General features: G+C 41.6%; 9 protein-coding genes. All 9 read right to left on the reverse strand.

Translation table 11 applies throughout. The features are described from left to right. Positions 1 to 24 precede the first annotated feature (24 nt). Positions 25 to 1,263 carry a phospho-N-acetylmuramoyl-pentapeptide-transferase gene (gene mraY, locus J4N46_RS11830; RefSeq protein ID WP_208059459.1) on the reverse strand — a complete coding sequence of 413 codons (1,239 nt, stop codon included), beginning with the start codon at positions 1,261 to 1,263 and terminating at the stop codon, positions 25 to 27. 10 nt (positions 1,264 to 1,273) lie between these two features. Then, positions 1,274 to 2,488, reverse strand: a complete 1,215-nt coding sequence (locus J4N46_RS11835; protein WP_208059460.1) for an RsmB/NOP family class I SAM-dependent RNA methyltransferase — start codon at positions 2,486 to 2,488, stop codon at positions 1,274 to 1,276. A gap of 156 nt (positions 2,489 to 2,644) precedes the next feature. Beyond that, positions 2,645 to 4,252 carry an OmpP1/FadL family transporter gene (locus J4N46_RS11840; RefSeq protein ID WP_208059461.1) on the reverse strand — a complete coding sequence of 536 codons (1,608 nt, stop codon included), beginning with the start codon at positions 4,250 to 4,252 and terminating at the stop codon, positions 2,645 to 2,647. Between the two features lie 12 nt (positions 4,253 to 4,264). Next, entirely contained in the window at positions 4,265 to 5,194 is a 930-nt protein-coding gene (locus tag J4N46_RS11845) for a hypothetical protein (RefSeq protein WP_208059462.1), read from the reverse strand. Between the two features lie 423 nt (positions 5,195 to 5,617). After that, positions 5,618 to 6,601: a hypothetical protein gene (locus tag J4N46_RS11850; protein ID WP_208059463.1), complete on the reverse strand. Its 984-nt coding sequence runs from the start codon at positions 6,599 to 6,601 to the stop codon at positions 5,618 to 5,620. Between the two features lie 20 nt (positions 6,602 to 6,621). Then, entirely contained in the window at positions 6,622 to 7,362 is a 741-nt protein-coding gene (locus tag J4N46_RS11855; protein WP_208059464.1) for a hypothetical protein, read from the reverse strand. A gap of 13 nt (positions 7,363 to 7,375) precedes the next feature. Further along, complete coding sequence (locus J4N46_RS11860; protein ID WP_208059465.1) at positions 7,376 to 9,688, reverse strand: TonB-dependent receptor; 2,313 nt, start codon at positions 9,686 to 9,688, stop codon at positions 7,376 to 7,378. A gap of 53 nt (positions 9,689 to 9,741) precedes the next feature. Further along, positions 9,742 to 10,047 (reverse strand): hypothetical protein, encoded by a 306-nt coding sequence (locus J4N46_RS11865; RefSeq protein ID WP_208059467.1) that lies wholly within the window; start codon positions 10,045 to 10,047, stop codon positions 9,742 to 9,744. Between the two features lie 185 nt (positions 10,048 to 10,232). Next, positions 10,233 to 12,476 (reverse strand): nitric-oxide reductase large subunit, encoded by a 2,244-nt coding sequence (locus tag J4N46_RS11870; RefSeq protein WP_208059466.1) that lies wholly within the window; start codon positions 12,474 to 12,476, stop codon positions 10,233 to 10,235. Between the last annotated feature and the right edge of the window lie 248 nt (positions 12,477 to 12,724).

The raw sequence follows: 12,724 nt of genomic DNA on the forward strand, positions 1-12,724 counted from the left end.
AATTTTAACAAATAACTAAAAAAACTACCTCAATTTGAGGGTTACGATGCTTATAACGGCTAAAAATATACCTACTATTAGGAAACGCATTACTATTTTGCTTTCGTGATAGCCTTTTTTCTGGTAATGGTGGTGCAAAGGTGACATTAAAAATATGCGTTTGCCCTCGCCGTACTTCTTTTTGGTGTATTTAAAATAGGCTACTTGCAATATTACCGATAAATTTTCTATCAGGAAGATGCCACACAATACGGGTATCAGTAGTTCTTTGCGTACGGCTATAGCTATTACAGCTATAATGCCTCCTATAGTTAGGCTACCTGTATCGCCCATAAATACTTGCGCTGGATAGGTATTATACCACAAAAAGCCTACTAAAGCACCTGCAAAAGCAGCTATAAAAACGGTAAGTTCGCCCACTCGCGGTATATACATTATATTCAAATATTCTGAAAAGATAATATTCCCTGAAATCCAAGCAAAAATACCCAAAGTGAGTACTATAATAGCCGAGCTTCCTGCGGCAAGCCCATCAATACCATCGGTGAGGTTTGCCCCGTTGGATACGGCTGTAACTATGAGAATTACTATAGGTATAAAAACAAGCCATACATAATTATGATAGTTATTGCCAGTCCAAGCGATGAGGTCGGCGTAATCAAATTCGTTATTTTTCACAAAGGGAATGGTTGTTTTGGTAGATTTTACTTCGGGTACAGGTTGTTCTATAGTAGTATTTTGAGCTACCACTTCGGTACGAGCCTTTCTTAAGCTCATTTTTTCGTTTTTTACGGTTACAGCATCGTTAAAATAAAGGGTTGCGCCCACGATAATCCCCAAGCCTACTTGTCCTAATACTTTAAAACGCCCTTTCAATCCGTCTTTATTTTTCCTAAAAGTCTTGATATAATCATCTAAAAAGCCTATAGTTCCCATCCACACAGTAGCTATAATGAGCAAGATAGTATATACATTATCCAACTTGCCCAATAATAGTACGGGAATGAGGGTTGCCAAGATGATGATAATCCCCCCCATAGTGGGGGTTCCTGCTTTTTCGTTTTGCCCTTGCAAGCCTAAATCACGTACGGTTTCGCCTATTTGTTTTCGTCTTAAAAACAAGATAATACGTTTGCCATAAATTGTAGATATCAACAATGAAAGCATCAGGGCGAGCCCTGCTCTAAACGACAAGTATTTATATAATCCTGAACCAGGAAAATCGTGGTATTTTTCTAAGTTTTCTAATAAGTAGTACAACATTTCTTTAATATTATTTTTTTAGCAATCGTGCCATATAAAAACCATCATAGCCCGAAGTGTGAGCCAATATAACTTCTTCGGCTTCCAACTGAAAATCTTTACCTTTTTCTGAAAGCAAAAACTGCTCTATTTGTTTTTTGTTTTCAGAGGGTAGTATAGAGCAAGTGGCATATATCAATTTACCCCCTTGTTTTACTAATTTGCTGTATTGCTGTAGTATTTCTTGCTGGGTAGTGCGTATTTCATCTAAAAATGAAGGTTTTAGTTTCCATTTGCTATCGGGGTTGCGGCGCAATACGCCCAAACCGCTACAAGGGGCATCTATCAGTACCCTATCGGCAGAGGCTTCTAAGCGTTTCAGGGTGCGTGGTTCTATGAGTTTGGTTTCTATATTGAAGAGTTCGTTGCGGCGAGCGCGGCGTTTTAGTTCTTGTAGTTTATAGTCGTAGATGTCCATAGCAATCACCTGCCCTTTGTTTTTCATCAGGGTAGCGATGTGGAGTGTTTTGCCGCCAGCCCCTGCGCAACAGTCTATCACACGCTTTACAGAGTCGTCTATCTGCATAAAAGGAGCTACTTTTTGAGAGGAGGCGTCCTGCACCTCAAAAAGTCCGTTGTTGAAGGCTGTTGTACTAAAAACGTTCGCACGCTCCACCAGCTGCAAAGCTTCGGGGTATTGCTGCAGTGGGTAGCTTTCTATTTTTTCGGCTTGCAGGTATGTTTTGAGGTGAGGTACAGAGATTTTGAGTGTATTGGCACGCAATACCACAGGAGCCATCGTGTTTAGGGCTGCAAGTTCTTTTGTCCAAAGCGTTTCGCCTAATTCGCTTACTCCCAACTCGTCTAACCAATCGGGGACAGACTCGCGTAGCTTTCTCACTTTAGAAAGCTCGTCATATCGTCCTTTGATGCGGCGTTGTGGGGTATTTTCAAAATAATTTCCCCACTCTGGTAAGTTAATTCCTCGCAAGGTAGCCCATACGGCAAACATTCGCCTGAGATTATGCACCGTAAAAGGGGCATTTACTTCGGCAATTTCGGCATATAGGCGTTTCCAGCGCACTATCTCATAGGTAGTTTCGGCTATAAAAGCCCTGTCGCGCGCTCCCCAGCGTTTGTCTTTTTTGAGTTGTTTTTCAACTATTTTATCGGCTTGTTGTTCGTTATTGAAGATTAATAACAGTCCTTCAATGACGGCATCTACTAAGTTTCTGTGTAATTTCATTATTTTGCAGTGAGGGTACTAAGAGTATTTTCGGCTGCAAAGGTACAAAATAATGTTTAATAATCTGCCATTATCAGTTATATAAACTTTGGCAAACTCTTAAAGTTTGCCAAAGTGTGTGGGGTAAGCTAACAACTAAAAACTAATGACTAACAACTAAAAAAGTGTCCAAGTGAGGGTTACAGCAAAGTTGTTGTTTTGTGTTTCGAGGGTAGCTTTGTCGGTAAGGATACTTTCGTAAAGAGCAAATGTATTGGTTTGTTTTGCAATATCATAAGAAGCATCTATGCGCACGCCTCCTAAGGTTACCCCCACGCCCATAGCGTAACCTTTCAAATCGCCTACTGTGGCTATTGTTCTGCGGTAGGGGCTTTGTTCATAGCGATAACCTGCTCGCACACTAAAGTAATTTATAGATTTTGGGTCGTCTTTGAACAATAGGAATGGGAATCGCAATTCGCCTCCTATGCGCAATGCTGAAGTATCGCCAAGCTCACTTTGTATGACAGCATTTTCGGCTGCAAGGTTGTTGCTCCTGAATTTCAAGTTATTATAAGAGCTATGCACATAATCTACACTGAGTATAGCTCGTTTTTTGATAAGGTAGGCTGCACTGGCTGTCCATTGTGCAGGAGTACGGAATTTATATTCGCGTTCGTACCATATTTCATCGCCATATCTATTAATCAGCTCTACATCGTAATTTACATTTTGCGGAATACCTTTCACGGTGCCGTAAAGCACTTGTCGGCTTTCTTCTTTCATTCGGTACCAAACGGGTGATTGATAGCTTGCCCCTACCCTAATGTTTTCTGTAAGTTTGGCAATTCCGCCCAATTGTAGTGAAAATCCTTCGCCTGTGGTATTGATATACTGCTTATGATTGGCATAAGTGAGGGAAGATGTACCTCTGAAGTCGTTATCACGGAGGCTATACATTGCCTTTTCGTTGATATTGTGAATATTGAGGTTCATACCCAATGCTATAAAATCGCCCACTTGGGTAGCGAAGTTGATATTAGCTTTATTCACATAGCCAGAGCGTTCTATTCTATAGCGTTGCAAGCGCTCTTGGTCTTTGCCTAAGGCTGTATAGCCTGTATTGGTGGTGGAAGTGGCTGTGGGTGTTACCAATCCTGCTCGTAAGCCAAGATAAGCCATTTGGGCAGCATAACCTTTTTGCTTGCCTAAAGTAGCGTAATACTCGCCTATGGCGCGTTGTCCTCTTTCATCACTTGTTTCAAAGTTCATACCCGCTGCAAAAAGTCCGTAAGCAAACGGATTGCCGCCGTTGCCTTTTAGCAGATAGTTCTGAAAATAATTATCTAAGCCTTTGGTATTATAAGCCTCGTACATAAACTTATCATTATCAAAGTTTTTAGTTTTTTGATAGTTGAACGCTACACTTATTTTCTTGAGGGTAGGTGATACATTGGGGATTGCAAACACAACTCCAAACTGGCTGACATCAAAGTCGTTTTTGTTACTTTTGGCTTTTCGGTCTAAAAAGCCTATATCGAGGGTTTGGTTTTTGTTGTTGAGTGAAAAGTTTATTTCGCTACTGCCGAAGAAAGTACTTCCTGCGGGATTGATATTCACTGCCGACATATCGCCTCCTAAAGCTCCAAAAGCTCCACTCATTGCTTTGAAACGTGCCGTACCCGATAGTTCTTCGGTACTATATCGCAGGGCATCGGTATGGTTTTGCGCTTTTGCAGTGATGCCTATCAATAAGAACAGAGTAATTATGCTTATCTTTTTCATTTTCAGTGTTTTTTAATCTCTATTAGGACTTCTATAGCCTCTTGAGGAGTCGCTATTTGAGCTACTATTGTAATTACCGCTATTGCTGTTGTAATTTCTGCCCATTTGGCTATTGTTGTAGTTTCGGCTATCGGACTGTCTTCGTCCGTAAGCTTCGGTATTGTAGTTGTAATTGTATTCTTCATAGCGATTGGGGTCGCCACGACGTCCGTCATCTTTTATAATAGCACGCCCTCTGCCGTAATAGGGCACTTGGTTGCTATAGGAGTTACGGCGATAAGAGTTATCGGGCTCGTAATAATATTCACGAGGGTGCTGATAGCCATAATTGTAGCCTCCGTAATAGCCATAACCATAGGGATAGTAGTAGCCATAATAAGGGTAATAGCCGTAATAACCTCCGTAAGGATAATAGCCATAGGGGCGATAGCTGTAATAATCGTAATAGGGGTCGTAACTGCTCCAGCCTAAAGAGAAACTCCAGCCGCTGCGGTAGGGTGTGTAATAGGGATAATAACCATAACTATAGGGGTAGTAATAGCTATAAGGATAGCCATAACGGTTGTGGTTATATATATTTACATTCACTTGCTGCGCATTGCTACCCCATCCGCCATAGGCTTTGCCTCCTGTATCATAGGCTGAGGAACGATAGCTATTTACATCGGTAAAAGCGGTGTAGGTAGTATCGGGGGCTTGCTTGTACTGTTGTGCTTTTTGGGCAAAATACTCTTTGTAATTATTGTGCAAATGGCGAGGGGGTTGATTTTCGTCATATCTGTCGTGGCGAGGAGCCTCATATTGGTAGTTTCTTTCGGGCATAATATCGCCATAGATGCCATCGGCATAATAGTAACTACCACAGGAGGTAAGCAGGCATAACGAAGCCGCCCATAGGGGGAGCTTTGTTATCATCTTCTGTAATTTGTTATTCCTTTCCATAAATATTTATTTATTAAAAAACGATTCTTGATTGATAGACAGTCTTTGCCTTAATAATAGTAAATCAATTTTTGTGCCAAAAACAATGTTTTAAGATTAATGTTTAATGATAGTGCAAGCCGCACAGTTTTTTTTTATCCTTCGCTCATCCTTCGCTCAACCTTCGCTCATCGTTCGGTGAGAGTGGGGGGCAAAAATAGCGAAAAAAAAACTTTGGCAAACTCTGAAAGTTTGCCAAAGTGTGTGGTGTTGAGGGTGTCCAAAAAGTTTTATTTTAGCTTAAAACAAGCTTATTAATGAACAGAATATTTTTGTAACTAATTGATTATTAACATCCCCCCCTTCCCCCCTTCAAAGGGGGGGGGGAGATGCCGAAGTAGTACTTTTAAAGACTTTTTGGACAGCTTCTTTTGTGATTGGCTATTACAAGAAAGTACCGCTGCTTTCGGGGGATAGATTTGAAGCTAAAATGTCGCTTTGATCTTTTTCTATTTCTTCTTGGCTTACGCCAAATTCACGCATTGCATCTTCCACTTGCTTGTATTCTTTTAGAATATCGGTATAGATATGTATCGGGATTTTCACATCTAATATTTTATTATTAGGGACGGTATTATACGCTAAATCGGCAGGCTTGCTGCTAAAGTAACCCAATATTATTCGCAAATCAAAATTGATATAGGTTCGTTTTACTTCAAAAAAGCCTTTCAATCCTATCTGTTCTTGGCGAAGTACTCCTTTAGGGGCGTTTGGATTTTTATCAATTCCTGCTCCCCCTTTGATGTACAGCTCTTCAGGATTGGTATCGCGGTATTTGTAGTTGAGTGCTTCTGCTTGGGTAGGAACGGTGGTATTGCTGGCTACTGCTACAAAATTATTGGCAACAAAAAAGAATTGATAGTGATTGGGGTTGTTGCCCGTACTTAGCATTGTGTTTATACGCTTACCACTTGCATCGTAAAAAATCAATTCTATACCATATAAGCTGACCCCTGCATTGTGTTGGTGATTGTGGTGTTCTTCTTCGTCTTCATCATCGTGATGGTCTTCTTCTACTACATCTGCTCCTTCCCAACGGATAGCGGTGGGGTTATTGGCTGCTGGAGTAGGCACGCCATTTACATTATTGAAGTAAAAATGCTGTACTGTTTTGAGGTATTTCACAGGATAATCGGGGTTGCCGTGAAAATAGCCGTGAGAATGCCCTTTGGTAAAGCGCACTTCGAGCTTGCTCCAAGTTGTTACAAATGTTTGAGTAGCTGTTGAAGCAGTAGTAGAGGTAGCAGTTTGGGGGTTTTGTTTGCTTGGAGGTGTTATTTTATCATCATTCTTATTACAAGAAAAAGAGATAAAAGCAATAGACATTGATAACAATGCGATTTTTAAAAAATTATATATGTTTTTCATTGTTTTTAGTGTTAAAAGGGTTATTGTTTAATTTCTATGGGGAGTATCATATCGGAATCCAACTGAAAAGCATTGCTATATTCAACCACGTTGTAAGGACGCTCTTCTTTAGTTTGAGGATTTAACTTGTTGGCTACAATAAAGTGTGCCAACTTGATACGCAACTTATAATTGCCGCTAGTTGCCTCGTCTTTGATATGAAAAATGCCTTTTAGCCCGATAGGGTCGCGCAATTCTGGGTGTTTTTTATCCCAAGTGCGCAAACGCAAACTTACTCCTTGTGTGCCGTAAGTGCCATTCTCTGGGTTGGTATCCTCATAAGTGTAGTTTACAAGGTTGTTCATAGCCTCTACCATAGCGGCTCTTCCTTCGCCATTTTTGGGATATTCACCTTGAAATAGCTGAAAAAAGTGCTGGTGAATAGGTGCCATTTCGGCAGTTACAAACTCGTGGTTCATACGCTGTCCGTTGTTGTAATACACTATCTCGAATAGGTATTCGTGCCCTACTTTCCATTGTACAGGCGAAGTAATGTCATACTCTATTCCTTTAGGCGACTTATCGGCGGTGCGTTCTTGCACCTCTCTAGTAGCTTTATCGGTGATGATAAACTGTACCTTGTCGGGCATATCGTGTCCTCTGTCTTTAGTTTCATCGGTAGGGGCTGCGGGTTTGGTTTTGTCTTTACTACAGCCACTTACTGCGAAACACACTAAAACTATCATACTGATAGTTTTTAAATAACCTATTATTTTTTTCATTTTTGAATACTGTTTAAAAATTATAATTTAACCTTACAAATACATTTCTACCCAAATCGTGGGCGTAATACCTAAAGCGATTGGTGTACTCTTTGTACTCGGTATTTAAAAGGTTTTCGGCAGAAACTCTAATGCTTAGCGCTTGCTGCTTGCTAATATTTAAGGTAGTGCCTATATGCGCCCCGAAAAGATGATAGGCATCGGGGGTGGTGGGCACTAACTCTTGGGCAGGTTCAAAGCGGGTTTGCTTAGCCACAAAAGTATGTTCTATACCTATTGTAAACTTCCTCATAAGCTTTGTACTGCTATCGGCATTCCACTGCAACTGCTGGCTTAGGCGCGGAGCGGGTATAAAGGGAAAGTAGCGCTTAGTTTGCATCTCATTGGCAAAGACAACCGAGCCTTTTAGTTCATACGCTAAGGTGTGGTTACGCTGTCGGTACCATTTCAGCAGCGGCAGTCTTGCTTCGAGGTCTATCCCTCTAAAGAAAGCATCGGCTTGGGTGTACTGAAAGATAGGGTACACGCCCGAAAAAAGAGTACGCACTTCGCCTGTAGGATAATCGTAAATGTAATTTTTTATCCATTGCAAATACATATCTACATTGAGCCGTAATGTGGAGTGGCTATAAGTAAAGGTAGTGAGCCACTTAAGTCCTGTTTCGGACTGTAGTGTATCATCGCCTAAATCATAAGTACCTGCCCCGTGGTGTAACCCACTGCTGTACAGCTCGTTTACGTGAGGAGAACGCCAAGCCAACCCTATGCTGGTGCCAATGTCTATCCAATTATGATGGTAGTAAGCGCCCGCATTATAGGTGATGTTGTGAAACTGGTGTTCGCCCCCGTAGCGTTGCGAATACATATCGTAACCATCGGCATTCAGGTACTTATAGTCATACCTAAGTCCTGCCTCAGCCAACCAATTGTGCCGCTCATAACGCTGAATGCCAAAAGCTCCGTAACTAAGCGAAGCAAAATTTGGGATTACAGGCACTACTCCCGTACCGGGCTGGTTGTAGTTATCTTGCTTACCAAAACTCGCCCCTATCATCGTTTGCCAATGCTTATAGCTATGCTCCCAATCTACATCGAGGGTGTGAGTGGTGAGCTCCATATTCAGGGCAGGGATACGCGTTCTATCCATACGGCGCACGCTAAATTCTTGGCGTATATCCTTCTGAAAAGCGTATTGCGCCGTGAGCTTACCGCCAAGCATATAGTAAAACGCTTTGGTTTTCAGCAGATGATGCACTACCTTTTGCTTGGGTGCATTGATAGTGTACGAAAACGGATAGGTAGTGAGGGGCTTCCCGATTTCAAACCTGCCTAACAAATCGTCTAAATTACCGATATGCGACCCGTAGAACACGCTGCTCTCATTCTCGTAACGGCTGTAGAACACTTCGGCAGTACCTTGCTTTTGTTGTACACCTGTAGCTACCGAAAAATTCGCCTCGCGGGCTGCGGTGTTGTTCAGCAGATAGTTGGCTGTACTGAGGTCGCCAGAGCGTTTCAGCGTACCTTGCACGCGCCACGCCCACGAATGGAACTTAGGCACTGAACTTTCTGCAACTGCGGTAAGGACTGTTTTTCTGCCATTGGAAGCGAAAGAAGGCGCCAATCTACCGTGTAGCCCATCGCCATAGGGCAACTTATTAGGCGCTATGAGGATGACTCCCCCAAGGGCATCAGAGCCATAGCGCACGGCATTAGCTCCTTTCACTATGGTTATCTGGTCGGCTACCATAGGGTCTATTTCGGGAGCGTGGTCGGCACCCCACTGTTGTCCCTCTTGGCGCACCTCGTTATTGAGTATCAAAATACGATTGCTGTGCAAGCCGTGAATAACAGGCTTGGCAATGGTAGCCCCCGTTTGTATCATCGAGACGCCCGCTGTTTGGGTAAGTATTTTAGCCAATTCATCACCCAAATGCTGCGTAAGATTCTCTTTTTTGATACCTTCAATCTTGCAAGGCAACTTGCAGTTTACTCTCGTAGGGTTATTACCTACTACCGTTACAGCCTCCAGCTGACTTACTGCTTCTTTCATCACTACCTTATAAGGTTGTGCAATAGGCAGCGCAAGCGTTGCTTGGTAATCGTGATAACCTAGATAGGTAATTTTGATAGGATAAGAACCTTTGTTTGCTTTCTCAATAATTGCTTTGCCGTTGCTATCGGTGAGATAGTGCTTCCCCATAAAGTGCACCACTGCCCCTGCCAATGGCAATTGCTGTGTATCTTCTACTTGCAGTTGTAATTGGCTTTGCCCCAAAATAGGAAGCGCACACAAAAGCAGCAGAAGAGTAAATATCTTTTGCATAGAAATTGGATTTAGTTGTTAGACCTTAGTCGTTTGTTATTAGACCTTAGTCATCAAATACTAGCGTTAACTACTAAATTAGCAGGAGGTCCTCGTGAGAAAACAACAGAAGTTGTTTGGTAAATATTATTTTGAAGAAAAAAAGTAGTTACTTCAGTAGGTAGTTCTATAAGGAAGTGAAGAACGCTTGTACCAATAAAGTACTGATGTAACTGTAAAAAAATACAATCGTAGTGGGTGTTTATGGATGAAAAGTGAGCTTTGTGGTGGCACTCATCACCCGAAGCTATAGCACATAACTCTTTCCCTGTAAGGTGTTTATGAAAAAACTCTCCTACAGGAAATGCGACTTTCAGCATACATAGCAGTAACAAAAGGACGCCATAACGATTATGCAAATGCTTCTTTTTCATAGTCTTGACGGCACAAAAGTATGAAAAAAAATAATAGCTAACAAGAAAAAGATAAATTTTAACAGAAAAAATAGAAAAGGCTACCCCACTTTTTTGAGGTAGCCTTTTCTATCATATAAATAAAATCGCTATTATCGTTTTTCTTTTAACGACCAACCTGTTTGCAAACCGATGATGAAGTATACCAATAGCAATTCACCAAAAGCCAAGAGCAAGTCACCTGGAATACGCAACCAGCGAATGATTTGCATATGTTCTGATTGCATAAACGCTTCAGAACGAGCTGACCAATAGCCATTTTGGATAGCTTCTATCGCTTGCAAGATACCTACAGGCAACAAACTGCCTACTAACATTACTAACAGACCTATATTGATAAGCCAGAACGCCCACGCAAGGAGTTTGCCATTCCAATGACGATCGGGGTAAAGACCGCGTAATACGAATAGTATTAAGCCTATACCTAAGATACCATACACTCCAAACAAGGCTGCGTGCCCGTGAACTGCGGTGGTGTTCAACCCTTGTATATAATAAAGCGCTATAGGAGGATTGATAGCAAACCCGAAGATACCTGCACCAAGGAAGTTCCAAAAACACATAGCTATAAAGCAGTAAATAGGCCATTTATAAGCTTTTATCCACTCAGTAGTTTTAGAGATTTTGTAGTTGTGATAAGCCTCGTAACCGATGAGTACCAAAGGTACAATCTCTAAAGCACTAAAGGTAGCACCCAATGCCAATACACCTGTAGGGGTTGCGCTAAAGTATAAGTGGTGGAATGTACCCAAGATACCTCCTGCCAAGAATACAATTGTAGAGAACAATACTGAAGCGCTTGCTACTTTCAAACGCAATAAGCCCATACGTGAGAACAAAAACGCTGCTACTACAGTAGCGAATACTTCAAAGAAGCCTTCTACCCAAAGATGCACTACCCACCAGCGCCAATATTCGGCAATAGCCATATGTGTTTGGCGTCCGTACATTAATCCTGCACCATAGAAAGCAGCAATAGCTATAGAGGCTAATACAAAGAGCAATAATAAGTGTCTGTTTTCGTCTTTTTTACGCAAAGCAGGCAACAAGGCTCTTACCATTAAGAACAACCATAAGAACAAGCCTACAAGCAATAAGATTTGCCAAAAACGACCCAACTCTAAATACTCATATCCTTGGTGACCGAAGTAGAAGTTTTCTACCAAGCCTAATTTTTGCATTACTCCAAACCATTGTCCTGCCAACGAACCTAATACAACTATCAACAAGGCAATAAAGAGAACATTCACGCCAAGACATTGGTATTTAGGTTCGTAGCCTGATACTGCAGGGGCAATATAAAGCCCTGTAGCCAACCAAGAGGTTGCAATCCAGAAGATAGCGAGCTGCACGTGCCAGCTGCGGGTAATAGCTTGTGGTAATATCAAATCAAGTGGGATACCGAAGAAACCTTCACCCTCTACCCCGTAGTGAGCTGTAATTACCCCAGCTACCATCTGTACCAAGATAAGCAAAGATACAATCCAAATATATTTGAGGGTAGCTTTCATTGAAGGGGTAGGCTTTAAACCACGCATAGGGTCTTGTGCAGGAAGATGTTCGCTTTCTTCTTCCTCTTTGTTGCTTGCGTGGTAATATACCAATAAACCAACACCAAAAAGCAACATTAGCACGCTAAAGCCCGACCACATTTGTAGTGAAGTAGAAGGGTGGTTACCAATCACAGGGTCATAAGGCCAGTTATTGGTATAAGTAACATCACTACCTGGGCGGTTGGTACTACATACCCAAGAAGTCCAAGTGAAGAATGCACTCATTTGTGCCATACGAGCTTCATCTTTGATAGCGTTATCGGGGATAGCGTAATGCACACGAGTAGTTTTAAGAGCAGGGTCGTTCATAAACAAGCGACGGTAATAGTCGGCAAGTTCTTTAGCAACTTTAGCACGTTCTGGCGAGAAGGTAATCACGCCTGTAGCTTCATCAAAGGTATTGTTGCGCAATTCTTTACGCAATCTTACCTGATACTTAGCTTGTTCTTCTTCAGTAAGCTCGCTATACACTTTACCGTCTTCTTCGGCATAAATTTTTAGCAAAGCTTCTGATTCGCGGTGTAGGTAATCAGCATTCCAGTCGGGAGCGATGTAAGCTCCGTGTCCCCAAATACTACCTACTGTTTGACCACCCATAGATTGCCAAACATTCTGACCATCTTTAATGTCTTGCCCTTCATAAAGAAGATCGCCATTATTAACGACAATCTTAGTAGGGAAAGGCGGTGCTGTACGGTAAATTTCAACACCGTAAAAAATCAGCACAAGGAATGAAGCGGCTACTGTCGCTCCAAGCCAAAACCATAATTTTTTAGCTGTCATAACAATTTAAAATTAGTGTTTTTAATTTCACGCTGCAAAGTTATAAAAGATAATTATATCTTTAATGAAAAAAAGATATTTTTTTCCGATAACATTGATATTTAGAAAGATTATCAATTAAAACTCAATCCCCAACAACAAACACACAGCACTATCCACCAACAAAAAAACCAGCGAGTGATTTCTCATTCGCTGGTTTCTTATGATTCATTTATCTCCCGTTGCTATCGGTAGAGGGTGAAGTTGCC

This window comes from Capnocytophaga bilenii (assembly GCF_017565765.1).
Lineage (GTDB): Bacteria > Bacteroidota > Bacteroidia > Flavobacteriales > Flavobacteriaceae > Capnocytophaga > Capnocytophaga bilenii.

Bases quoted from the DNA above. Each gene is read 5' to 3' on its own strand.
- J4N46_RS11855 (WP_208059464.1), bottom strand. From the start codon at position 7,362: ATGAAAAAAATAATAGGTTATTTAAAAACTATCAGTATGATAGTTTTA.
- J4N46_RS11860 (WP_208059465.1), bottom strand. From the start codon at position 9,688: ATGCAAAAGATATTTACTCTTCTGCTGCTTTTGTGTGCGCTTCCTATT.
- J4N46_RS11845 (WP_208059462.1), bottom strand. From the start codon at position 5,194: ATGGAAAGGAATAACAAATTACAGAAGATGATAACAAAGCTCCCCCTA.
- J4N46_RS11870 (WP_208059466.1), bottom strand. From the start codon at position 12,476: ATGACAGCTAAAAAATTATGGTTTTGGCTTGGAGCGACAGTAGCCGCT.
- mraY (WP_208059459.1), bottom strand. From the start codon at position 1,263: ATGTTGTACTACTTATTAGAAAACTTAGAAAAATACCACGATTTTCCT.
- J4N46_RS11840 (WP_208059461.1), bottom strand. From the start codon at position 4,252: ATGAAAAAGATAAGCATAATTACTCTGTTCTTATTGATAGGCATCACT.
- J4N46_RS11850 (WP_208059463.1), bottom strand. From the start codon at position 6,601: ATGAAAAACATATATAATTTTTTAAAAATCGCATTGTTATCAATGTCT.
- J4N46_RS11865 (WP_208059467.1), bottom strand. From the start codon at position 10,047: ATGCTGAAAGTCGCATTTCCTGTAGGAGAGTTTTTTCATAAACACCTT.
- J4N46_RS11835 (WP_208059460.1), bottom strand. From the start codon at position 2,488: ATGAAATTACACAGAAACTTAGTAGATGCCGTCATTGAAGGACTGTTA.